This is a genomic window from Azonexus fungiphilus, assembly GCF_003634965.1.
In the GTDB taxonomy this organism is placed as follows: domain Bacteria; phylum Pseudomonadota; class Gammaproteobacteria; order Burkholderiales; family Rhodocyclaceae; genus Azonexus; species Azonexus fungiphilus.
The window spans coordinates 168016-191725 of record NZ_RBXP01000013.1 but is presented as its reverse complement, the minus strand read 5'-3'; the positions used below and the strand labels follow the sequence as shown (position 1 = coordinate 191725).

Sequence of the window (23710 nt, the reverse complement as noted above, 5' to 3'; positions counted from 1 at the left end):
ACAAGCTTATGGGTGATCTATCGAAACAGCCGGGGCGTCTGCGACCTGCGCCGGAGAGTTTTCTCAGCGAGGCGCAGGTCAAGGCGGTCGCCGCCGGACGGCGTGATTTCCTGCGCAAGAGCTTCATTGCCGCCGGTGCGGCACTGGCGGCGCCGGTTGCGGCCCGCGCCGGCGAGGGCGATCCGGCCATCCTCAATCTGCCGGACTGGTCGAAGACGCTGGGCATGCCGGTGGCGATGAATCCTTACGGGCAGCCGTCGAAATACGAGAGCCAGTTATTGCGTCGCGAATCGCCGGGACTGACCCGGGTCGGCCAGGCCTCGGTGTCGTTCACGCCATTGCAGGGGTTGTTCGGGATCATCACTCCCTCCGGCCTGCATTTCGAGCGTCATCACCAGGGCTGGCACGATGTCGATCCGGCGGTGCACCGACTGATGATCAATGCTTCCGATCCGGCCTTCCTGAAGCAGCCGAAGGTGTACACGATGGACGACCTGATGCGCCTGCCGTCGGTGTCGCGCATCCATTTCATCGAATGTGGTGCCAATACCGGCCTCGAGTGGGGCAACGTCGCCGTGCCGACCGTCCAGTACACCCACGGCATGCTGTCCTGCTCGGAGTTCACCGGGGTGCCGCTGCGTCTGCTGCTCGAGGATTGCGGTGTCGATTACAAGAAAGCGCGTTTCGTGCTCGCCGAAGGCGCCGACGGCTCGTCGATGACGCGGACGATTCCGATGGAGATGGTCGAGAACGGCGAGGTTTTCGTCGCCTACGGCATGAACGGCGAGATGCTGCGGCCGGAAAACGGCTATCCCCTGCGTCTGGTGGTGCCCGGCGTGCAGGGAGTCTCCTGGGTCAAGTGGCTGCGCCGCATCGAGGTTGGCGACAAGCCCTGGGCGACCAAGGACGAAGCGGTGCATTACATCGACCTGATGCCGGATGGCCTGCACCGCCAATACACCTCGATCCAGGAATGCAAGTCGGTGATCACCACGCCGTCCGGCGGTCAGCGTCTTCTGGAGAAGGGGTTCTACAACGTCTCCGGGATTGCCTGGTCGGGGCGCGGCAAAATCACCCGTGTCGACGTGTCGACCGATGGTGGCATCAACTGGCAGCCGGCACGCATCGAAGGACCTGTGCAGAACAAGGCGCTGACCCGCTTCAACATGAACTGGGTCTGGGACGGCAAGCCGGCGATGCTGCAGTCGCGGGCGGTCGACGAAACCGGTTATGTGCAGCCGTCCTACGGGCAGTTGCGCGCAGTGCGCGGCTCGAAATCGATCTATCACAACAACGCCATCCAGACGTGGAAGGTTGCCGAAAGCGGGGAGATCAGCAATGTCCAGGTTCTCTAAACCGATTTGCTTCGTGGTGCTGGCCGCGCTTGCCGGCAGTGCCCTGGCCTTCGAAGGCTACAAGGGGGTCGGGCGTCCGGCGACGGCGGCCGAGGTCAAGGCCTGGGACATCGATGTCCGCCCGGATTTCAAGGGCCTGCCCGCCGGGTCGGGCAAGGTGGCTGACGGCAACGACCTGTTCGAGAACAAGTGCGCCTCGTGCCATGGTTCCTTCGGCGAGTCGAACGAGGTGTTCACGCCCTTGATCGGCGGCACGACCAAGGACGACATCAAGGCCGGCCGGGTTGGCGGCTACCTCACCGACAGCATCCCGCAGCGCACCACCTTCACCAAGGTGGCGACGATCTCGACGCTGTGGGACTACATTTATCGGGCGATGCCCTGGACCGAGCCGAAATCCTTGAAGCCGGACGAGGTCTACGCGATCCTTGCCTACTTCCTGAATCTGGCGGAGATCGTTCCGGAGGACTTCGTGTTGTCCGACAAGAACATCGCCGAAGTCCAGAAACTGATGCCCAACCGCAACGGCATGACCACCGACCACGGCCTGTGGCCGGGGGCGCCGGCGGCCAGGGGCGGGATCGGCAACGGCGGCCGGCCGGATGTGCGGAACGTCGCCTGCATGAAGGACTGCAAGAAGGAAGTCAAAGTCGGTTCGGTGCTGCCCGGGTACGCCCGCACGGCACACGGCAACCTGGAAGAGCAGAACCGTACGTTCGGCCCGGTCCGCGGCGTTCGCACCGTGGACCAGCCGGCGGACAAGACCGGGCATTGAACCCCATTTCACCAGAGGAGAAATCATGAACAAGCAACGTCGCAACGTCCTGAAAACCGGTACCGGTGCCGCCGTCCTCGGCGCCCTGGCTGCCGCCGGCCTGATCGCGCCGGGGATTGCCCTGGCCGACTGGAACAAGGCGGCTTTCGAGGCCAAGAGCATGGCCGATACGCTGAAAGCCCTGGGCGCGACCCAGCCGGCCGACAGCAAGGATGTCCAGCTGACCGGCCCGGACATTGCCGAAAACGGCGCCGTGGTGCCGGTGGGCGTGACCTCGGCGATCGCCGGCACGACGATGATCGCGATCCTGATCGACAAGAACCCGAACGCGCTGGCCGGCAGCTTCAAGTTGCCCGAGGGCACCGAGGCGAATGTCCAGACCCGGGTCAAGATGGGTCAGACCTCGAACGTTTACGCGCTGGTCAAGGCCGGCGACAAGTTCTACATGGCGACCAAGGAAATCAAGGTCACCCTCGGCGGCTGCGGCGGCTGAGCGGTCATCAACTACACGAATTCAAGGAGATATCTTATGGCAACCAAGCCCATGCGCATCCGCGCCGCAGTCAAGGACGGCGTCACCGAAGTCAAGGCGCTGATCGCCCACGAAATGGAAACCGGCCAGCGCAAGGACGCCAACGGCGCCGTCATCCCGGCGTGGTTCATCACCGAACTGACCGCGACGCACAACGGCAAGCTGGTCCTGTCGTCGGAGTTCGGCACCGCGATCTCGAAGAATCCCTACCTGGCTTTCCGCTTCAAGGGCGGCGCCGCCGGCGACAAGGTCGCGATTTCCTGGAAGGACAACAAGGGCGAATCGCGCACCGACGAAGCCGCGATCGCCTGACCGGCATCGACCGTCTCGGGGGCGTCCTGGGAGGGGCGCTTCCGCTACCGGACAGACGGCGCCAGACCGTATCCGGTTGCAGCACCACAACATGGAGGAGTACATGGTGAACCCACAGAAATCCATCCGCCTGGCCCTGCTTGCCGGCCTGGCGGTCGTGCCGCTGGCCCAGGCCGGCGACGAACTGCTCGACGGCATCAACGCCTACCGCGAGGCGCTGGCCGACGGCAACCCCTCGGAACTGGTCGCGGCCGAGGGCGAAGAGCTCTGGAAAATGCCGCGCGGACCGAAAAACGCCTCGCTCGAGCAGTGCGACCTCGGCCTCGGTCCGGGCGTGATCAAGGGCGCTTCGGCCCAGTTGCCGCGTTTCTTCAAGGACACCGGCAAGGTCCAGGACCTGGAGACGCGCCTGATGACCTGCATGGAAACCCTGCAGGGCATCGATCCCCAGGCCGTGGTCAAGGCTGGCTGGCTGAAGGGCGAGAAGGAAAAGATGGCGGCGCTGGTCGCCTACGTCGTCACTGCGTCGAACGGTCACAAGATCCGCATCGACATGCGTCCGCCCGAAATGAAGAAGATGTACGAGATGGGCAAGCTGGCTTTCTATTACCGCACCGGGCCGATGGACTTCTCCTGCGCGACCTGTCACGGCGACCAGGGCAAGCGCATCCGCATGCAGGAGCTGCCCGACCTGCGCACCCAGGCAGGCGCCGCCTCTGGCTGGGGCAGCTGGCCCGCCTACCGGGTCTCGAACGGCCAGTTCTGGACCATGCAGCATCGTCTCAACGACTGCTTCCGGCAGCAGCGGACCGCCGAGCCGATCTACGGCTCCGACGCGACCATCGCCCTGTCCGTCTATCTGGCGGCGACCGCCAACGGCGGCAAGGTCGTGACCCCCGGTATCAAGCGCTGAGGAGGCGAACATGAAAAAGATCAGCACGCTGGCGTTCTGCCTGTTCGCCATGCCGGCCGCCTGGGCCGGCAGCGAGGACACCTACGCCGAGTTCAAGGCGATGATGGACCGTTCGTTCAAGACGACCGGCATCGCCGCCAAGCATCGCATGTACCAACTCGACTTCCAGAAGGCCTGCTCTCAGGACAAGCAGCCGGCGAAGGCGGAGATGGCGCGGATCGAGGCCGAGCAGTTGAAGACCATCCGCTATCCGGCCGACGGCAAGTACTTCGGCAACTGGAAGGAGGGCGAGAAGATCGCCGTCAGCGGCCGTGGCCTGACCTGGACCGACAAGACGCCGCACGACAACGGCGGTGGTTGCTACAACTGCCACCAGATGAGCCATCACGAGGTCTCCTACGGGACGATCGGGCCCAGCCTGCTCGAATACGGCAAGCTGCGCGGCAACGCCGACGATGTCGTCCGCTACACCTGGGGCAAGATCTATAACGCGAAGGCCTTCAACGCCTGCAGCAACATGCCCCGCAACGGCGACGCCGAGATTCTCACCGAGCAGCAGATCAAGGATCTGATGGCCTTCCTGTTCGATCCCGCGTCGCCGGTCAACAAGAAATGACGCTTGCGTGAACCTGCCCGGCCGGCGCCGTCCGGCCGGGTTTTCCTGAAGGATCCCCCATGAGCATGAATCGTCGCGAGTTTCTCCAGGTCATGGCTGTCGCCGCGGCCGGCGGCATGACCCTGCACAGCGATTTCGCCCGCGCCGAGAAAGGCGCCGCCCGGCTGTACGACCTGCCCCGCTTCGGCAACGTCAGCCTGCTGCACATCACCGACTGCCACGCGCAGCTGCAGCCGATCTATTTCCGCGAGCCGAGCGTCAACCTCGGTTTCGGCGAACAGTTCGGCAAGGTGCCGCACCTGGTCGGCGAGCACCTGCTCAGGCATTTCGGCTTCAAGCCGAACAGCCTGGAGGCGCATGCCTACAGCTACCTCGATTTCGCCCGGGCGGCCGAAACCTACGGCAAGGTCGGCGGCTTCGCCCACCTGGCGACGCTGGTCAAGCGTATCCGGGGGAGCCGTCCGGGAGCGCTGCTGCTCGACGGCGGCGACACCTGGCAGGGGTCCGGCACCGCCTTGTGGACCAACGCGCAGGACATGGTCGATGCCTGCAAGGCGCTCGGCGTCAATGTGATGACGCTGCACTGGGAAGCGACCTACGGCGAGGAGCGGGTCAAGGAAATCGAGGAGAAGGATTTCGCCGGTGTCGTCGATATCGTCGCCCAGAACGTCAAGACCACCGATTTCGGCGATCCGGTGTTCAAGCCCTACGTGATCAAGAACATCAACGGTGTGCCGGTGGCCATCGTCGGCCAGGCCTTTCCCTACACGCCGATCGCCAACCCGCGCTGGCAGGTGCCGAACTGGAGCTACGGCATCCAGGAGGAGAACATGCAGGCAGTGGTCGACGAGGCCCGCGCCAAGGGCGCCCAGGTCGTCGTCGTGCTGTCGCACAACGGCATGGATGTCGACCTCAAGATGGCCTCGCGCATCCGCGGCATCGACGCGATCATGGGTGGCCACACCCACGACGGCATGCCGGCGCCGGTGGTGGTGAAGAATGCCGGCGGCCAGACGCTGGTGACCAATGCCGGCTCCAACGGCAAGTATCTCGGCGTGCTCGACTTCGATGTCAGGAACGGCAAGATCGCCGGCTACCGCTACAAGCTGCTGCCGGTGTTCGCCAACCTGCTGCCGGCCGATCCGGCGATGCAGGCGCTGATCGACAAGGTCCGCGCGCCTTACCTCGACAAGCTCAACGAGAAGCTGGCGGTGACCGAGGGCCTGCTCTACCGCCGCGGCAACTTCAACGGCACCTTCGACCAGGTCATCGTCGACGCGCTGATCAAGGAGAAGGATGCCGAGATCGCCTTCTCCCCGGGTTTCCGCTGGGGCACCTCGCTGCTCCCGGGGCAGCCGATCCTGATGGAGCACGTGCTCGACCAGACGGCGATCACCTACCCGTGGACGACGGTGACGCAGATGAGCGGCGAGATGATCAAGACCGTCCTCGAAGACGTCTGCGACAACCTCTTCAATCCCGATCCCTACTACCAGCAGGGCGGCGACATGGTCCGCGTCGGCGGCCTGCAATACACCTGCAATCCGGCCGCCAAAGCCGGCCAGCGGATCAGCAACATGATGTTGCACGGTCGACTGCTCGATCCTGGCAAAAACTACAAGGTCGCCGGCTGGGCGCCGGTTTCCGAGGAAGCGAAGAACGCCGGCGAGCCGGTCTGGGAACTGGTTGCCCGTTACCTGCGCGACGTCCGCACGCTGAAGCCGGTCGAACTGAACATGCCGAAGCTGATCGGCGCCGACAACAATCCGGGGATCGCTTGATGAAACCACGTCAATTTGCCGCCGGCCTGGCCTTCTGCCTTGCCGCCACCGCTTTCGCCGCCGACTGGGCGCCAGGCACGGTCGACTGGCAGAAACTGCCGGAAATCAAGCAGACCCGGCTGGCGCTCTACCTGACCCCGCAGCAGGCCCATGACATGAAAGTCGCCAACCCGAGGGGCGTCGCGCTGTTCGACGTGCGCACCCGGGCCGAGGCCATGTACGTCGGCATGGCCGCCGGCGTCGACGCGCTGGTGCCCTTCGTCGAGCACCAGGAAATCATGACCGACTGGGACGACAAGCGGACGATGTACAAGCTCGAGCCGAACCAGGACTTCGTCGCCGAGATCGGTCGGCGCCTGCAGGAGATGGGGCTCGAGCGCACGGCGCCGGTGATCCTGATCTGCCGCTCCGGCGACCGCAGCTCGAAGGCCGCCGACCGCCTGCAGGCGGCCGGGTACACGCAGGTGTACAGCGTTCCCGAAGGTTTCGAGGGCGACCGCGCCGAGAGCGGTGCGAAGAAAGGGCAGCGCACGGTCAACGGCTGGAAGAACGCGGAATTGCCGTGGAGCTACAAGCTCGACAAGGCAAAGATGTATTTTCCGCGCTGAGCGGGGCAGAAGCGGCGAGGGGCCGCTTTTTCGGGTCTTGATATTAAGTATGTGCTAATTTTTTAATACAGCCGGCGCTCGTTCGTTCGCCGGTGCAATCAGGGAGGAAGACCATGGATCACCAGACACTTGCCAAGATTGTCGACGACGCCGGCCGCCAGGGGCTGAACCGGCGCTCGTTCCTGCGCCTCGGCGCCGCTGGCGCCGGCAGCCTGCTGCTGACGCCGGCCAGCGCACGGGCGGCGACGAAGACCAGATCGTCGGCGCGCATCGTCATCGCCGGTGCCGGCGCCGCCGGCCTGGCGGCCGCCTCGCACCTGGCGGCCCGCCTCGAGGGCGCCAGCATCACGCTGGTCGACGCACGCAAGGAGCATTTCTACCAACCCGGCTTCACGCTGGTCGCCGCCGGCATCAAGCCGATGTCCTACGTCGTCTCGGCGACGCGCGACTACCTGCCGGCCGGCGTCGAGCTGATCGAGGAAGCCGTTGCCGAGTTCGATCCCGAGGGCAACAAGCTGGTCACCGCCAGCGGCAAGCCGGTGCCCTACGACTACCTGATCGTCGCCACCGGCCTCAAGCTCGACTATGCCGCGATCGCCGGCATGGAAGTCGAGCAGATCGGCAACAACGGCCTCGGCAGCATCTACCACAGCCCGGCCAAGGCCGAGGCCACCTGGCGGGCGATGTCGAATTTCGCCGACACCGGCGGCGTCGGCGTCTTCCTCCGGCCGGGCACCGAGATGAAGTGCGCCGGCGCGCCGCTGAAATACACCTTCATCACCGACGACTACCTGCGTCGCCGCGGCAACCGCGGCAAGGCCGAACTGGTCTACAACGCCAACAACAAGGCGCTGTTCAGCGTGCCCATCGTCCATGAGAAGGTCCGCATGCTGTTCGAGGATCGCGGCGTCAAGGTCAATTACGAGCGCATCCTCGAGTCGGTGGATATCGGCCGCAAGCTGGCCGTGTTCAAGACGCCGATCGGCCCGGTCGAGCTGCAATACGACTTCATCAACGTGATCCCGCCGATGCGCGCCCCCGACCCGGTGCGCAACAGCCCGCTGCGCTGGCAGGAAGGCGGCTGGGCCAACGATGGCTGGATTGAGGTGGACAAGCACAACCTCCGTCACAAGCGTTTCGCCAACGTGTTCGCGCTCGGCGACGTCGCCGGTGTGCCCAAGGGCAAGACCGCCGCCAGCGTCAAATGGCAGGTGCCGGTGGCCGTCGATCACCTGCTGGCGAGCATCGAGGGGCGCGAATCGAGCGCGCATTACGGCGGCTACACCTCGTGCCCGCTGATTACCCGCCTCGGCCAGGCGATGCTGGTCGAGTTCGACTACAAGGACAACCTGGTCCCGTCCTTCCCCGGCGTCATCGCACCGCTCGAGGAGTTGTGGATCAGCTGGGTGATGAAGACGATGGCGCTGAAGCCGACCTACATCAGCATGCTGCGCGGCCGCGCCTGATTTCGGAGGAATGGAAAAATGAAAGAACTCGATCCGCTGGTCTTCCTGGCCGTTTTCCAGGAAATGCTCGGTCCCTTGCTGTGGCTGATGATCCTGGTCATCGTCGTCGGCACCGCGGCCTTCGTCGCCCTGCTGCTCAAGGAACGGACGATCAATTCGAAGCGCCTGGTACGCGCCGAGTTCGCCGGCCTCGCTGGCGGCGTGCTCGCCCTGGTGCTGATGGCCAAGGTCTCGTCGTCGGGATTCACCGATGCCGGCGGTCCGGCCGACTGGTTCCTGATCGCGCTGGTCTTCGGCCTCGGCCTGGCCGGCACGGCGATCCTGGTGTACACAGTGCTCGGCTGGCGGCAGCCGGCCAAGTCCTGAGCCTTCAGGGCCGGTGCCGGGGGCGGTCGAGCAGCGCGTCGGCCAGGCCGGCCCCGGCCCACATGCCGATCAGCGCCAGCCAGGCGGTGAGCGCGAAGATCGCCGCGCCCGAGACGCCGGCGCCGACCGCGCAGCCGCCGGCGAGCATGCCGCCGAAGCCCATGTACAGCGCGCCGGCGATGTAGCGGCGCATGCTCTGGCCGTCCTTGAAGCCTTCCAGCTTGAGTTCCTTGCCCCACAGCGCGGCGAGGAAGGAGCCGAGGACCACGCCGGGGACCAGGCCGATGTCGAAATCCCACGGCTGGCCGGGCGGCGACAGCACCAGCATCAGGACATCGGCGGAGGGGCCGGTGAAACTCAGGCTCTGCACCGGCAGCACGGCATCGAAGGCCTGGCTGCCGATCCGGTAGGTGACCAGCCAGGCGAGCGCGACGCTGAGGCCGACGCCGATGGCGCCGCTCCATTCGCGCACGGTCAACCGTGCCCGGCGGGCAAAAACCACGGCCGCGAGCAGCCAGGCCAGGCCGAACAGGAGCCCGCCGAGGTGGCCGAGATGGGCGCTGGCGAGCAGGTCGCGGCCGCCGCCGTCGATCGTCCACAATCCCGACAGCCACAGGCGCAGCGGCGACAGCAGGCCGTTCAGCGAGGCCTGGGCGGTGACCGCGAAGACCAGTCCGGTGAGCAGCGCGCGCAGGTTGCCGTTGGCCGCGAGCACGAGCATCCGCGACGAGCAGCCGCGGGCCAGGATCATGCCGGTGCCGAACAGCAGGCCGCCGATCAGCGCCCCGGACAGGCTGCCGCGCGCCGAGAGCTGGCGGGCCTGGGAGACGTCGAGCCAGTCGGCGAGGATCGCGGCCTGGGTGGCGCAGAGCGCGGCGGCGAAGGCGAACAGCCAGATCGCCAGGCGGCCGCCGTCCTCGCGCCGCCAGAAGGCGACCACTGCCGAACGCAGGCAGAAGCGCGAGCGTTGGGCGAAGATGCCGAAGGCGATCCCGATCAGCAGGCCGGCAACGGCGATCACCGTCTTGTCGCCGAAGCTTTCGAGGAGTTCGCCGAAGTCCATGATTTATTGCCGGATCTTGCGGTCGACCGTCAGATTCGGGCAATTCCGCATGGCGTCAGAACAGTTCGATGTCGCCGCCGCTGTCGCTGCCGGCGTGACTGTGACTGAGGCTGCGCTGGCGCAGCGCGTCCGACTTGACGTGCGAGTCGACGAGCAGTTCGACCAGGCGCTGGCTGCGCTTGCGGAAACGCTGGATGCCGTCGCTCTCGCCCTGGTCGTTGTGCAGGCTGAGGAAGGCGTGCATGTAGGTGCCGACATGCTCGGTGCGCTGGCCGATGCGGGCGATCATCTGGGTGACGATGTCCTCGAACTGCATCGCCATCACGCCTTCCTGGGTCAGGTCGCGCATCCGCTCGGTGATCGCGGTGATGCTGGCCGAGTGCTGGCGGGCCTTGTCGGTGAGGTCGATCAGTTCGTTGCCGAGTTCGCTCAGGGTGGCCCGCGAACGGTCGGCGACGCTGAGGTCGATCTGGCTGGCGGCCTCGACGCGCTGGCCGACGTCGCGCAGCGAGTCGAGGATGTCGTTGAGGGCGCTGCGGATGTCGATGTTGAATTCGCCGGTACGCGCCGCCAGCGTGCGTACCTCGTCGGCAACCACGGCGAAGCCGCGGCCGGCCTCGCCGGCGCGGGCCGCCTCGATCGCCGCGTTGAGGGCGAGCAGGTCGGTCTGCTTGGTGATCCCGGAAATGTCGTTGAGCGTGCCGGTGATGCGCGCGACCTTGTCCTGCATCTGGCCGAAGCTCTCGGCCACGCCCTGGCTGGTGCCGCGCAGTTGTTCCATCTTGCCGACGAACTCGGCGATCAGCGCGTTGGTCTCGTCGAAGAAGCGCTTCAGGCCGGCCTGTTCGGCGGCGTGACTGTCGTCGGAGCCGGTCATGCTGAGCATTTCCTCGATCAGCGAACGCAGGATCTCGCGCTGGTCGTTGGATTGCGATTCGAGGCCGGTCAGGCTGCCGTAGAGGCTGACCACCGAGTCGCGGATCAGCTTCTGCGCATCGTGCATCTCCTGTTCCAGCGACGAGAACTGCAGCTCGGCGTGGGCCATCGCCTCGTTGGAGAGCACGTGGTACTCGGACATGACGCTGGTCAGTTCATTGACGTAGCCTTTCTGCCGCGATTTCCAGCGTTCACGCTCGCGGATCGAGAACAGGCTGGCGACCACCAGCAGCACCGCGAGCACGCCGAACCAGTGCGTCGGCACCGGGGCGCCCGACAGCGACCAGGTCCACAGGATCAGCGCGAGCAGGGCGCAGCCCCGGGTCAGGAAATCGTCGATTCTTTTCATTGTGTTGCTTACGGACAGGCGGCAATCCCGCATTGTAAGGGGACTGCCGCCCGGCCGATTCTGCGCTGGATCAAATCAGCCCATGCTTTTCAGGTGCTGGATGATCTCGCCGGCCATCGGCTGCGCGTCGCCGTAGAGCATGCGGCAGTTGTCGGTGTAGAACAGCGCGTTCTCGACGCCCGAATAGCCGGTGCCCTTGCCGCGCTTGATGACGATGACGTTCTGCGCCTTGTCGGCGTCGAGGATGGGCATGCCGTAGATCGGGCTGGCCTTGTCGGTGCGCGCGCTCGGATTGACCACGTCGTTGGCGCCGATGACCAGCGCAACGTCGGCCTGGCCGAACTCGGCGTTGATTTCCTCGAGGTCGAAGATCTTGTCGTAGGGCACGCCGGCCTCGGCCAGCAAGACGTTCATGTGGCCCGGCATGCGGCCCGCCACCGGGTGGATGGCGAACTTCACCTCGACCCCGGCTTCCTCGAGGATCGAGGTCATCTCCCAGACCTTGTGCTGGGCGTGGGCGACGGCCATGCCGTAGCCGGGGACGATGATCACCTTGGCGGCATAGCGCATCATCGCTGCCGCGTCGATGGCGCCGACTTCCTTCATCGTGCCGCTGATCGCCTCGCCCGGCCCGCTCGCCACCATCGGCGTGAACAGGATGTTCGACAGCGGCCGGTTCATCGCCTTGGCCATCAGCTGCGTCAGCAGCGTGCCGGCAGCGCCGACGACGATGCCGGCGATGATCAGAGCCGGATTGCCCAGCACGTAGCCCTCGAAACCGACCGCCAGGCCGGTGAAGGCGTTGAACAGCGAGATCACCACCGGCATGTCGGCGCCGCCGATCGGCAGCGTGACGACCAGGCCGAGAACCAGCGCGACGACGAAGAAGGCGATCACCAGTTCCGGTTGCTGCGGCGCCAGGCCGATCACGGCCAGGCCGAGGCCGAGCGAAAGCAGCGCCAGGAGCACGTTGACCGCATTCTGGGCGGGCAGCCGCCAGGCTTTCTTGAGCACGCCCTGGAGCTTGGCCCAGGCGACGCAGGAGCCGGTGAACGAGACCGCGCCGATCAGCGCGCCGAGCGTCGCCAGCGTCGTCGCCACCAGGCCGTGGGCGTCGCCCTTGGCGAACTCGACGGCAGCGATCGCCGCCGCGGCGCCGCCGCCCATGCCGTTGTAGATGGCGACCATCTGCGGCATGTCGGTCATCTTGACCTTCTGCGCCGAGAGCCAGGCACCGCCGCCGCCGATGGCCAGCGCCAGGGCGATCAGGGCGAGGTTCTGCAGGCCGGGGATGAGGAAGGTGGCAGCGATCGCCAGCAGCATGCCGTAGCCGGCGACGACGATGCCGCGGCGGGCCGAGGCCGGCGAGCTCATGCCCTTGAGGCCGACGATGAAGAGCAGCGCGCCGCCGAACCAGGCGCCTTGAACGTAGAGCGGGAGCGTCATGGTCAGCCTTCCTTCTTCTTGAACATGCCGAGCATGCGCTCGGTGACGACGTAGCCGCCGGCCGCGTTGGCCGCGCCGAGGGCCACGGCGAAGAAGCCGATGGCCTGCTGCAGCGGCGTCTCGGCCAGGCCGAGGACGATCATCGCGCCGACGACGACGATGCCGTGGATGAAGTTGGAACCGGACATCAGCGGCGTGTGCAGGATCACCGGTACCTTGGCGATGATCTCGTAGCCGGTGAAGGCGGCGAGCATGAAGATGTAGAGTGCGAGCATGCCGTCCATCAGGCGTCTCCCATGACTTGTTTGACCAGGGTGTGGACCGTCGCGCCATCGCGACAGAGCAGCGTGCCGGCGACGATCTCGTCGGACCAGTCGATCGCCAGCGTGCCGTCCTTGATCCACGGCGAGAGGAAGTTGTAGAGGTTCTTGGCGTACAGCTCGGAGGCGTGGGTCGGCATCCGCGACGGCAGGTTGAGCGGGCCGTGGATGTTCACGTCGTTGGCGACGACATGTTCGCCGGGCTGGGTCAGGGCGCAGTTGCCGCCCGATTCGGCGGCCATGTCGACGATGATCGCGCCGTATTTCATGCGCCCGACCATCTCGTTGGTGATGATCACCGGCGCCCGCTTGCCCGGGATCGCCGCGGTGGTGATCACGACGTCGGCCTGGGCCACGGCCTTGGCCAGCTTCTCGGCCTGGGCCGCCTTTTCCTCGGCCGACAGTTCGCGGGCGTAGCCGCCGGCACCGTCGGCGGAAACGCCGGTATCGACGAACTTGGCGCCGAGCGATTCGATCTGCTCGCGCGCCGCGGCACGCACGTCGTAGGCCTCGACCATGGCGCCGAGCCGCTTGCAGGTGGCGATCGCCTGCAGGCCGGCGACGCCGGCGCCGATGACGAGCACGCGCGCCGGGCGGATGGTGCCGGCGGCGGTGGTCAGCATCGGGAAGAACTTGGTACACCGGGCGGCGGCGATCAGGCCGCACTGGTAGCCGGCGCAGGAACCCTGCGACGACAGCGCGTCCATGCTCTGGGCGCGCGAGACGCGCGGCAGCAGTTCGAGGGCGAAGGCGGTGATGCGCCTGGCATTGAGCGCGGCCAGCCGTTCCTTCGATTCGTAGGGTTTGAGCAGGCCGATCAGCAGCGCGCCCTCGGGTAGCGCGGCGATCTCCGCCGGCGACGGCGGCGTCACGCGCAGGATGACGTCGGCGCCGGCGTAGGTCTCGGCCAGGCCGGGGGCGAAATCGACGCCGACGTAGTCCGGGTCGAGGAAGTGGCTCTGCACGCCGGCGCTCTGCTCCATCCGGAGCCGGGCGCCGAGGGCGGCGAATTTCTTGGCTGTCTCGGGAACCAGTGCCGTCCGGCATTCGCCGTCGGCGGTTTCCCGGGCTGTCGCCAGGGTTAGCGGCATGTCGTTCTCCTGAATCAGGTTTATTGTTGAATTAAGTTTCGCGGGGAAAGATAAGGGATTCTTGATGACGTATCAGTCAGGATTTCTGATTGAAAGATCAGCGATTCCTTAACGCTGGCAGGGTTTTTCGGCGAATCTGACGGTAGACCGTCAGATTTTCCGGTTTTTCAGCCACCCCCAGCATCCGGCGGGTTGTGCGCGAAGCGCAGCGATTCCGGGTAGGGATAGAAGTCTTCGACGTGGCCGGCCCGGATCTTCGCCTGGGCGTCCTGCCAGAACGCCGGGGTGAGCAGGTCCTTGTGGTGCTTCATGAACAGCTTGCGCACCTGCGGCGAGCCGAGCAGGAAGGTGGCGAATTCTTCCGGGAAGACGTCGCCGCGCCGCACCGGGTACCACACCTCGCCCGACATCTCGGTCTCGAAATCCGGTGCCGGCGGGATCTGGCGGAAGTTGATGTCGGTCATGTATTCGATCTCGTCGTAGTCGTAGAAGACGACGCGGCCGTAGCGGGTGACGCCGAAGTTCTTCCACAGCATGTCGCCGGGGAAGATGTTGGCCTGCGCCAGTTCGCGGATGGCGCTGCCGTATTCGCGGATGGCGTGTTCGAGACCGTCGAGGTTGTTCGACTTGTCCATCCGCTCGAGATGGATGTTGAGCGGTTCCATCCGCCGCTCGATGTAGAGGTGCTTGATGATCAGCTGCTCACCGTCGATCTCGAATTTCGACGGGGCGAGCCGGCGCAGTTCGTCGAGGACCTCGTCGTCGAAGCGTTTCAACGGGAACATCACGTTGGAGAACTCGAGCGTGTCGGCCATCCGGCCGACCCGGTCGACCTGCTTGACCATCAGGAACTTGCGCTTGACGGTGGCCTGGTCCATTTCCTTGGAGCTGCCGAAGACATCCTTGATGATCTTGAAGACGTAGGGGAAGGAGGGCAGCGTGAACACCAGCATGACCAGGCCGCGGATACCCGGCGCCATGATGAAATGGTCCTGCGAGTGGTGCAGGTGGTAGATGAAGTCGCGGAAGAACATCGTCTTCCCCTGCTTGCCCAGGCCGAGCATGATGTACAGCTCGGAGCGCGGCTTGTTGGGCAGGATCGAGCGGAGGAACTGGACGTAGCCGGAGGGTACCTCCATGTCGACCATGAAGTAGGCGCGCGACAGCGAGAAGAGGATGCCGATGCGCCAGGCATCGAGCAGCACTGTGTCGAGATGGAGCTTGCCGTCGGCGTCGTGGAGCACGGGAATCGCGAACGGGTACTCGTGCACGCCGTTGATCGCCTTGCCGATGATGTAGGCGGCCTTGTTGCGGTAGAAGGCCGAGGCCAGCACCTGGATCTGGAAATTCACCTCGCGCTGCGGCATCTCGTGCAGGTGGCGGCGGATCGCGTGGTAAACATGGTTGACGTCGCGCTCGAGGTCGGCGAACGGCCGCTGCCAGTGGAAATCGCCGACGATCTCGCGGATCGTCCCGCGCAGGCCATCGGCCTCGGCGTAGTAGCTGCGGTAGGTGGCGTCCTCGTCGCCCTCGAGGTTCTCGGTCGAGATGGTCGGGCGGACGAAGAGGAAATCGTTGTGGAAGTAGGTCCGGTGCAGGATCTTGGTCGTCACCGAATTGAAGAAGGTTTCGGCCAGCTCGGGCTGCTTGTGGTTGAGCAGGAGTCCGATGTAGAGCAGCTTGACCTGCTGCCAGGTGGCGTCGTCGAGGTTCTGCGCGTCGAACTCGCTGCGCAGGCGGTCGACGCATTCGTCGACGCGGTCGTCGTAGAAGCGGATGCGCTCCTTGACCGCCCGGTGCACGCCCGGCCAGTCGCCGTTTTCGAAACGCGTCCTGGCCTCGCGACAGGTCTGGCGGAACAGCCGGTAGTGGCGATTGAAGCCCTGGATCAGCGCCAGCGCGATCTGGTGGGCATTCGTGCCATAGATGCCGACCGCAATCTTCATTGTCATGTCTCCCGGTGGTGCGCGGATTCTAGCACCGGCCCCCCGCCAAACCGCGCCGCTTCGCGATGTGAAACCGCGTTTCACCGGTTGACCGATGGCGTCGCGTTGCGGATACTCCCGAGGCTTTGTAAGCACCGCGCAAGGGTGTCGGCGTATCGTCCGACTCGCATATCAAAAACCATCTCCAAGGGGTTAGCATGTCCGCAGGCAAGTCCAAGATCATCTACACGCTCACCGACGAGGCGCCGCTGCTGGCGACTTGTGCCTTCCTCCCGATCATCCGCAGCTTCACCGGACCGGCCGGGATCGAGATCGAGAAGGCTGACATCTCGGTGTCCGCGCGCGTCATCGCCGAATTCCCCGAATTCCTGCGCGAGGATCAGCGCCTTCCCAACACCCTCGCCGAGCTGGGCAAGAAATGCCTGCTGCCCGAGACCAACATCATCAAGCTGCCGAACATCTCGGCCTCGGTGGCGCAGCTGAAGGCCTGCATCAAGGAACTCCAGGACAAGGGCTACGCCATTCCCGACTATCCGGAGAACCCGACCACCGACGCGGAAAAGGCACTCAAGGCGCGCTTCGGCAAGTGCCTCGGCTCGGCCGTCAACCCGGTCCTGCGCGAGGGCAACTCGGATCGCCGCGCCCCGGGCGCCGTCAAGAATTACGCCAAGAAGAACCCGCATTCGATGGGCGAGTGGAAGCAGTGGTCGCAGACCCATGTCTCGCACATGCACCACGGCGACTTCTACCACGGCGAAAAGTCGATGACCCTCGACAAGGCCCGTCGCGTGCGCATGGAACTGATCGCCAAGGGCGGCAAGATCACCATCCTCAAGCCGGAAGTGAAGCTGCTCGAAGGCGAGATCATCGACTCGATGTTCATGAGCAAGAAGGCGCTCTGCGACTTCTACGAAAAGGAACTGGAAGACTGCCGCCAGGCCGGCATCCTCTTCTCGCTGCACGTCAAGGCGACGATGATGAAGGTCTCGCACCCGATCGTCTTCGGCCACTGCGTCAAGATCTACTACAAGGAAGCCTTCGAGAAGCACGCCCGGACCTTCGAGGAACTGGGCATCAACGTCAATAACGGCATGGTCGACCTCTACGAGAAGATCAAGACCCTGCCGGAATCGAAGCGCGACGAGATCATCCGCGACCTGCACGCCTGCCAGGAACACCGTCCGCGCCTGGCGATGGTCGATTCGGCCAAGGGCATCACCAACTTCCACTCGCCGAACGACATCATCGTCGACGCCTCGATGCCGGCGATGATCCGCCAGGGCGGCAAGATGTGGGGCGCCGACGGCAAGCAGTACGATGCCAAGGCCGTCATGCCGGAGTCGACCTTCGCCCGCATCTACCAGGAGATGATCAACTTCTGCAAGTGGCACGGCAACTTCGACCCGCGCACCATGGGCACGGTCCCGAACGTCGGCCTGATGGCCCAGCAGGCCGAGGAATACGGCTCGCACGACAAGACCTTCGAAATCGCCGAAGACGGCATCGCCAACATCGTCGACCTCGACTCCGGCGAAGTCCTGCTCACCCAGAACGTCGAGCAGGGCGACATCTGGCGCATGTGCCAGGTCAAGGACGCACCGATCCGCGACTGGGTCAAGCTGGCTGTCACCCGCGCCCGGAACTCCGGCATGCCGGCGGTGTTCTGGCTCGACCCCTACCGTCCGCACGAGAACGAACTGATCAAGAAGGTCGAGAAGTACCTCAAGGACTACGACACCAGCGGCCTCGAGATCCGGATCATGAGCCAGGTCCGCGCCATGCGCTTCACGCTCGAGCGCGTCGCCCGCGGCCTCGACACGATTTCGGTGACCGGCAACATCCTGCGCGACTACCTGACCGACCTGTTCCCGATCATGGAACTGGGCACCTCGGCCAAGATGCTGTCGATCGTGCCGCTGATGAACGGCGGCGGCATGTACGAAACCGGTGCCGGCGGCTCGGCGCCGAAGCATGTGCAGCAGCTGACCCAGGAAAACCACCTGCGCTGGGATTCGCTCGGCGAGTTCCTGGCCCTGGCGGTGTCGCTGGAAGAACTCGGCATCAAGGAAAACAACGCCCGCGCCAAGCTGCTCGCCAAGACGCTCGACGCCGCCACCGGCAAGCTGCTCGACAACAACAAGTCGCCGTCGCCGAAGACCGGTGAGCTCGACAATCGCGGCTCGCAGTTCTACCTGGCCATGTACTGGGCCCAGGAACTGGCAGCGCAGAAGGACGACGTCGAACTGGCCGCCCACTTCGCCAAGCTGGCCAAGACGCTGGCCGACAACGAAGCGCAGATCGTTGCCGAAATGAAGACGGTCCAGGGCAAGCCGGTGGACATCGGCGGCTACTACAAGGCCGATCCGGAGAAGACCAAGCTGGTGATGCGGCCGAGCCCGACCTTCAACGCCGCGCTCAAGGCCATCGGCGCCTGAGTCCTCGCCACTCCAGGCCTGCAGGCCCGGCCGACCGGTTTCCGGTCGCCCGGGCCTTTTTGCTGGCGGCTGACACCGTCCGGGCTTTTGCCGCATAATCGTTCCGCCGCCGCCGGCCAGCGCGGAGCAGCGGCCCCGCTAGGGGGAGACCCGACGCCGATGCGTCACCGATAACAAGCAAGGAGTGTGGATATGGCTTCTCACATCAAGATTCCGCCCGCCGGGGCCAGGATCGTTCCCGGGCAGCCGGTGCCGGACAATCCGATCATTCCCTTCATCGAGGGCGACGGCATCGGCATCGACATCACGCCGGTCATGATCAAGGTCATCGATGCGGCGGTCGACAAGGCCTACGGCGGAAAAAGGAAGATCCACTGGATGGAGGTCTATGCCGGCGAGAAGTCGACGCGCATCTACGGACCGGACGAATGGCTGCCGCAGGAAACCTTCGCCGCGCTGAAGGAATACGCGGTCTCGATCAAGGGGCCGATGACGACGCCGGTCGGCGGCGGCATCCGCTCGCTCAACGTGGCCCTGCGTCAGGAGCTCGATCTCTACCAGTGCGTCCGCCCGGTACGCTACTTCAAGGGCGTGCCCAGCCCGCTCAAGCACCCGGAACTGACCGACATGGTCATTTTCCGCGAGAACACCGAGGACATCTACGCCGGCGTCGAATGGGCGGCAGGCTCGGAAGGTGTGCACAAGGTCGTCGATTTCCTGGTCAAGGAAATGGGCGTGCGCAAGATCCGCTTCCCCGAAAGCTCTGGCATCGGCATCAAGCCGGTCTCGATCGAGGGGACCGAACGGCTGGTCCGGGCGGCGCTGCAGTACGCCGTGGACAACGACCGCAAGTCGGTGACCATCGTGCACAAGGGCAACATCATGAAATTCACCGAGGGCCTGTTCCGCGACATCGGTTACAAGGTCGCCCAGGAGGAATTCGGTGCGCAGCCGATCGACGGCGGCCCGTGGTGCCATTTCACCAATCCGAAGAGCGGCCGCGAGATCACCGTCAAGGACTCGATCGCCGACGCCTTCCTGCAGCAGATCCTGCTGCGCCCGGCCGAGTACGACGTGATCGCCACCACCAATCTCAACGGCGACTACATTTCCGATGCCCTCGCTGCCCAGGTCGGCGGCATCGGCATCGCGCCCGGGGCCAACATTTCCGACCGCTATGCCTGTTTCGAGGCGACTCACGGCACGGCGCCGAAGTATGCCGGCCTCGACAAGGTCAATCCGGGGTCGCTGATCCTTTCGGCCGAGATGATGTTGCGTCACCTCGGCTGGAAGGAGGCGGCCGACCTGGTGATCAAGGCGATGGAAGCGGCCATCGGCGACAAGAAGGTGACCTACGATTTCGCCCGCCTGATGGATGGCGCCGACGAGCTGTCGTGCTCCGACTTCGGCGATGCGATGATCGCCCGGATGTAGCTTTTTCCGTTGTTCCCCCCGCTGCCGCGGGGGATTTTCATGTCATGCACAAGGAGATTTCAATGAACAAGATGATTGCCCTCGGTCTGTCCTGCCTGTTCGCCAGCTCGCTGGCCATTGCCGCCCCGGTCGATTGCGAGGCGCAGGCGCTGAGCAAGGATGGCAAGCCGCTGGCCGGCGCCGCCAAGACCGCCTCGATCAAGAAGTGCGAGCGCGAGAACAAGGCCGCCAGCTGCGAGGCCCGCGCCATCGACAAGAACGGCAAGCCGCTCGCCGGTGCGGCGAAGAATTCCTTCGTCAAGAAGTGCGAAGCCGAGAAATAAGGACCCCGCCGTCGTTTCGTGAGTCATTCCCAACCTGTTGCTGTCTTTGATTCCGGCCTCGGCGGTCTGACCGTGCTGCGCGCCTTGCGCGGTCGACTGCCGCAGGAGGACTTTTTCTACTTTGCCGACACCCGCTTCCTGCCCTACGGCGACCGCAGCGAGGCCTTCCTGCGCGAGCGCGGCGTGGCCATCGCCGAGGCGCTGGTGCGGCGTGGTGCCAAGGCGCTGGTGATCGCCTGCAATACGGCGACCGCGGCAGCAGCCGAGGCCATCCGGGCGGCGGTTGCCTTGCCCATCGTCGCCCTCGAGCCGGGCGTCAAGCCGGCCGCGGCGGCCAGCCGCAGCGGCACCATCGGCGTCCTGGCAACCACGCGGACCTTGAGCAGCGAGCGCTTCCGGCGCCTGGTCGGCAATCACGCCGGCGGTGCCCGGGTGATCGCCCAGGCCTGTCCGGGGCTGGCCGAGACGATCGAACGCGAAGGTCCCGACGGCCCGTCCGTCGGCACCCTGCTCGACGGTTTCGTGGCACCGCTGGCGGCTGCCGGCGCCGACGTCGTCGTCCTCGGCTGCACGCATTACCCCTGGGTCGCCGGCGATATCGCCCGCCGCCTGCCGGCCGGCGTCAGCCTGCTCGATACCGGCGAGGCGGTGGCCCGCCAGCTCGAACGGCTGCTGCTCGCCAGCCGCCTGCAGGGCGGCGGCAGCGGCCGGCTGACGGTGGCGACCAGCGGCTCGCCGGGCAGCGTGTCGACCACGGTCGACCGCCTCTGGGGCGAACATTTGCCGGTCGAACACTGGGAGCCGCACGATGTCCGCTAGCCCGAAACCGCTCGCCGGCCTGCGCGTCGTCGAGCTCGGGACGCTCATTGCCGGTCCCTTCTGCACGCGGATCATGGGCGAGTTCGGGGCCGAGGTGATCAAGGTCGAAGCGCCCGACGGCGGCGATCCGCTGCGCAAGTGGCGCAAGCTGCACGGCGACACTTCATTGTGGTGGTACGTGCAGGCGCGCAACAAGAAATCGGTGACGGCCAACCTGAAGCATCCGGACGGCCGTGATTTCGTCCGCCAGCTGATTGCCGGCGCCGACATCCTGGTCGAGAACTTCCGGCCGGGTGTGCTCGAGAAGCTGGGCCTCGGCTGGGAACAGCTCCAGGCCGACAATCCCGGGCTGGTCATGGTCCGCCTCTCGGGCTTCGGCCAGAGCGGGCCCTACCGCGAGCAGCCGGGTTTTGGCGCGGTCGGCGAGGCGATGGGCGGGTTGCGCTACGTCACCGGTTTTCCCGACCGGCCGCCGGTGCGTACCGGCATCTCGATCGGCGATTCGATCGCCGCGTTGTGGGGGGCCGTCGGTGCGCTGATGGCGCTGCGCCACAAGGAGGTCAACGGTGGTGCCGGGCAGGTCGTCGATGTCGCGCTGTATGAAGCGGTGTTCGCGATGATGGAGTCGCTGGTGCCCGAGTTCGACATCGGCGGCTTCGTGCGCGAACGCACCGGCAACATCATGCCCGGGATCACCCCGTCGAGCACGCACACCACCCGCGACGGCAAGCATGTCACCATCGGTGCCAACGGCGACGCGATCTTCCGCCGCTTCATGCGCGCCATCGGCCGTTGCGATCTCGCCGACGATCCGGGGCTGGCCGATAACGCCGGTCGCGATGCACGGCGCGACGAACTCTACGCGGTGATCGACGCCTGGTGCGCCGGGCGCGACGAAGCCGAGGTGCTGGCGGTGCTGGCGCAGGCCGAGGTGCCGTCGTCGCGCGTCTATTCGGCGGTCGACATGTTCGCCGACCCGCAATTCATCGCCCGCCGGATGTTCCGTTCGGCGACATTGCCCGACGGGAAGACGTTCCGGATGCCGGGCATCGTGCCGTTGCTTTCGGCGACGCCGGGGGATATCGGATGGATCGGGCCGGAGCTCGGCGAACACACCGATGCGGTGCTCGCCGAGCTCGGCTATGCGCCGGCCCGCATCGCCGCGATGCGGGCGGCCGGCGCGGTCTAGACGCGGAAGCGGCTGATCAGCTGCTTCAGGCTGACGGCGATGTCCTGCAGCTGGTGCGCGGTGGTTGCCGTGCCGCGGATGGTGTCGCTGGTCTCCTCGACCATGTTGGCGATCTGCTCGACGCGTTGGGCGATCGAGGTGCTGGCGGTGCTCTGCTCCTTGGTCGCGTCGGCGACCTCGCCGATCCGGCCGAGCGTGCGGCGGGCGCCTTCCTCGATCTCGCGCAGCGATTCCGACGCCGAGGCGGCCAGCTCGACGCCCTGCTGAACTTCCGGCAGCGCGGCATTCATCGCTTCGACGGCACCGACGGTGTCGCCCTGGATGCCGACGATCATCTGCTCGATCTCGGTCGTCGCCAGCGAAGTCCGTTCGGCCAGCTTGCGCACCTCGTCGGCGACGACGGCGAAGCCGCGCCCCTGTTCGCCGGCACGGGCGGCCTCGATGGCGGCGTTGAGGGCGAGCAGGTTGGTCTGGCCGGCGATGTCCTTGATCACGTTGGCGATGCTCGAAACCTGCTTGGCGCGTTCCTCGAGGGCGTGGATGCGGTTCGAGGCGTCGGCGACGGTGTCGGCGATCTGCTGGATCGCCTGCGCCGCCTGTTCGACCCGGGCCGACCCCTGGCCGGACAGCTCGACGGCAGCGATCGAATCCTGCGAGGTGTCGCGGGCGCTGTCGGAAATGTGGTTGGAACTGACCGTCAACTGCTCGATTGCCGCCGCCATCGCCGACGTCGCATCCGATTGCTGCTCGGCGGCGCGCGCGACATCGTCGGAGGCGCTGGTGATCTGCTCGGCGTTGCTGACCAGGCGGTTGGCGTCGCTGTTGATCTCGGTGACCATCTGGCGCAGCGCGCCGACCATGCCGCCGAGCGCGTGCAGCAGGCTGCCGGCCTGTGCCCGGTCGATGTTCGCGGTGAGATCGCCGCCGGCGACGCGTTCCATGATCTCGGTCGCGGTCCTGGGTTCGCCGCCGAGCTGGGTGAGCACGCTGCGGCTGACCAGGAAACCGAAGAAGACCAGCGCCGCGAGCAGGCCGGCGGAGATGCCGCCGAGCAGCCAGGCGCTCTTGCGGTATTCCTTGTCCACATCGTCGATGTAGATGCCGGTGCCGATGATCCAGTCCCACGGCGTGAACAGCGTCGTGTAGCCGAGCTTGGGTTCGGCTACCTTCTGACCGGCGCGCGGGAACCAGTAGTCGACGAAACCGCCGCCGGCCTTGGCGGCAGCGACCAGTTCGCGAATGATGTACTTGCCCTGGGTGTCCTGCAGGTCGAGCTTTTGCTGGCCTTCCATCTTCGGATTGCCGCCGTGCAGGAAATAGAGGCCCTGGCTGTCGAAGCCGAAGTAGTAGTCGTCCTCGCCATAGCGCAGGCCGCGCAGGCTGTCGCGCGCCGCCGCCTTGGCCGCTTCCTCGGAAAGCTTGCCGCTGGCGGCCAGCTGGTGGTGATGCTTGACGATGCCGACGGCGACGTCGACCAGGTCGCGGGTTTTCTGCTTGCGGTCCTCGAGCATGCTGTCCTTCAACTGGAACAGCGCAACCAGACAGAGGACGATCAGGCCGACCAGCGTCAGGCCGACCAGGAGTTGCATGCGGGTGGCGACCCGCAGGTTGGCTAATGCGCCCATCTTCTCTCTC

At 65.7% G+C, this 23710-nt stretch carries 22 protein-coding genes; 15 read left to right on the top strand and 7 right to left on the bottom strand.

Features of this window, described 5'->3' with window-relative positions; all coding sequences use genetic code 11:
* Positions 1–8 precede the first annotated feature (8 nt).
* From soxC to DFR40_RS06365, 10 genes are all read left to right on the top strand, one after another.
* Entirely contained in the window at positions 9–1355 is a 1347-nt protein-coding gene (soxC, locus tag DFR40_RS06410) for a sulfite dehydrogenase (RefSeq protein ID WP_121457657.1), read from the top strand.
* Positions 1339–2130, top strand: a complete 792-nt coding sequence (locus DFR40_RS06405) for a c-type cytochrome (protein WP_121457656.1) — start codon at positions 1339–1341, stop codon at positions 2128–2130. Before soxC ends, DFR40_RS06405 begins: the two co-directional genes overlap by 17 nt.
* Before the next feature lie 25 nt (positions 2131–2155).
* On the top strand, positions 2156–2623 hold the full coding sequence (gene soxY, locus DFR40_RS06400; protein ID WP_121457655.1) for a thiosulfate oxidation carrier protein SoxY: 468 nt from the start codon (positions 2156–2158) through the stop codon (positions 2621–2623).
* 36 nt (positions 2624–2659) lie between these two features.
* Positions 2660–2974, top strand: coding sequence for a thiosulfate oxidation carrier complex protein SoxZ (gene soxZ, locus DFR40_RS06395; RefSeq protein ID WP_245985620.1), 315 nt, complete (start codon positions 2660–2662; stop codon positions 2972–2974).
* A gap of 106 nt (positions 2975–3080) precedes the next feature.
* Entirely contained in the window at positions 3081–3887 is an 807-nt protein-coding gene (soxA, locus tag DFR40_RS06390; protein ID WP_245985619.1) for a sulfur oxidation c-type cytochrome SoxA, read from the top strand.
* A 10-nt stretch (positions 3888–3897) separates the two neighbouring features.
* Positions 3898–4503 (top strand): sulfur oxidation c-type cytochrome SoxX, encoded by a 606-nt coding sequence (soxX, locus tag DFR40_RS06385; protein ID WP_121457654.1) that lies wholly within the window; start codon positions 3898–3900, stop codon positions 4501–4503.
* 59 nt (positions 4504–4562) lie between these two features.
* Positions 4563–6284, top strand: a complete 1722-nt coding sequence (soxB, locus tag DFR40_RS06380; RefSeq protein ID WP_121457653.1) for a thiosulfohydrolase SoxB — start codon at positions 4563–4565, stop codon at positions 6282–6284.
* Positions 6284–6892, top strand: a complete 609-nt coding sequence (locus DFR40_RS06375; RefSeq protein WP_121457652.1) for a rhodanese-like domain-containing protein — start codon at positions 6284–6286, stop codon at positions 6890–6892. Before soxB ends, DFR40_RS06375 begins: the two co-directional genes overlap by 1 nt.
* Positions 6893–7005: 113 nt before the next feature.
* Entirely contained in the window at positions 7006–8358 is a 1353-nt protein-coding gene (locus DFR40_RS06370; protein ID WP_121457651.1) for an NAD(P)/FAD-dependent oxidoreductase, read from the top strand.
* A gap of 18 nt (positions 8359–8376) precedes the next feature.
* Positions 8377–8724, top strand: coding sequence for a DUF5368 domain-containing protein (locus tag DFR40_RS06365; RefSeq protein WP_121457650.1), 348 nt, complete (start codon positions 8377–8379; stop codon positions 8722–8724).
* A gap of 4 nt (positions 8725–8728) precedes the next feature.
* Here the strand turns inward: DFR40_RS06365 and DFR40_RS06360 are convergent, their stop codons facing one another.
* The 6 genes from DFR40_RS06360 to aceK all read right to left on the bottom strand — a co-directional run bounded on the left by DFR40_RS06360 (position 8729) and on the right by aceK (position 15875).
* The gene (locus tag DFR40_RS06360; RefSeq protein WP_121457649.1) at positions 8729–9787 is read right to left on the bottom strand and encodes a YeeE/YedE family protein; all 1059 of its coding nucleotides are present in this window, start codon (positions 9785–9787) and stop codon (positions 8729–8731) included.
* 55 nt (positions 9788–9842) lie between these two features.
* Positions 9843–11072 (bottom strand): methyl-accepting chemotaxis protein, encoded by a 1230-nt coding sequence (locus DFR40_RS17480; RefSeq protein WP_281270058.1) that lies wholly within the window; start codon positions 11070–11072, stop codon positions 9843–9845.
* A gap of 75 nt (positions 11073–11147) precedes the next feature.
* Positions 11148–12518 (bottom strand): NAD(P)(+) transhydrogenase (Re/Si-specific) subunit beta, encoded by a 1371-nt coding sequence (locus tag DFR40_RS06350; RefSeq protein WP_121457647.1) that lies wholly within the window; start codon positions 12516–12518, stop codon positions 11148–11150.
* A 2-nt stretch (positions 12519–12520) separates the two neighbouring features.
* Entirely contained in the window at positions 12521–12802 is a 282-nt protein-coding gene (locus tag DFR40_RS06345; protein ID WP_211329741.1) for an NAD(P) transhydrogenase subunit alpha part 2, read from the bottom strand.
* Complete coding sequence (locus tag DFR40_RS06340; RefSeq protein WP_121457646.1) at positions 12802–13929, bottom strand: NAD(P) transhydrogenase subunit alpha; 1128 nt, start codon at positions 13927–13929, stop codon at positions 12802–12804. The genes DFR40_RS06345 and DFR40_RS06340 overlap by 1 nt, the downstream gene beginning before the upstream one ends.
* A gap of 167 nt (positions 13930–14096) precedes the next feature.
* Positions 14097–15875, bottom strand: coding sequence for a bifunctional isocitrate dehydrogenase kinase/phosphatase (aceK, locus tag DFR40_RS06335; protein ID WP_121457645.1), 1779 nt, complete (start codon positions 15873–15875; stop codon positions 14097–14099).
* A gap of 197 nt (positions 15876–16072) precedes the next feature.
* Here aceK and DFR40_RS06330 point away from each other — a divergent pair, with 197 nt between their 5' ends.
* The 5 genes from DFR40_RS06330 to DFR40_RS06310 all read left to right on the top strand — a co-directional run bounded on the left by DFR40_RS06330 (position 16073) and on the right by DFR40_RS06310 (position 22075).
* The gene (locus tag DFR40_RS06330; RefSeq protein WP_121457644.1) at positions 16073–18310 is read left to right on the top strand and encodes an NADP-dependent isocitrate dehydrogenase; all 2238 of its coding nucleotides are present in this window, start codon (positions 16073–16075) and stop codon (positions 18308–18310) included.
* Positions 18311–18502: 192 nt separating this feature from the next.
* Positions 18503–19744, top strand: a complete 1242-nt coding sequence (icd, locus tag DFR40_RS06325) for an NADP-dependent isocitrate dehydrogenase (RefSeq protein WP_121457643.1) — start codon at positions 18503–18505, stop codon at positions 19742–19744.
* A 62-nt stretch (positions 19745–19806) separates the two neighbouring features.
* Positions 19807–20067 carry a hypothetical protein gene (locus DFR40_RS06320; protein ID WP_211329740.1) on the top strand — a complete coding sequence of 87 codons (261 nt, stop codon included), beginning with the start codon at positions 19807–19809 and terminating at the stop codon, positions 20065–20067.
* Positions 20068–20085: 18 nt separating this feature from the next.
* A complete protein-coding gene (gene murI, locus DFR40_RS06315; RefSeq protein ID WP_121457641.1) occupies positions 20086–20886 on the top strand; it encodes a glutamate racemase in 801 nt (266 codons plus the stop codon).
* Entirely contained in the window at positions 20876–22075 is a 1200-nt protein-coding gene (locus DFR40_RS06310; protein ID WP_121457640.1) for a CaiB/BaiF CoA transferase family protein, read from the top strand. The genes murI and DFR40_RS06310 overlap by 11 nt, the downstream gene beginning before the upstream one ends.
* On the opposite strand, the gene DFR40_RS06305 is transcribed toward DFR40_RS06310, so the two are convergent.
* A complete protein-coding gene (locus tag DFR40_RS06305) occupies positions 22072–23700 on the bottom strand; it encodes a methyl-accepting chemotaxis protein (RefSeq protein ID WP_121457639.1) in 1629 nt (542 codons plus the stop codon). The two genes, DFR40_RS06310 and DFR40_RS06305, sit on opposite strands and share 4 nt — an antisense overlap.
* Positions 23701–23710 lie beyond the last annotated feature (10 nt).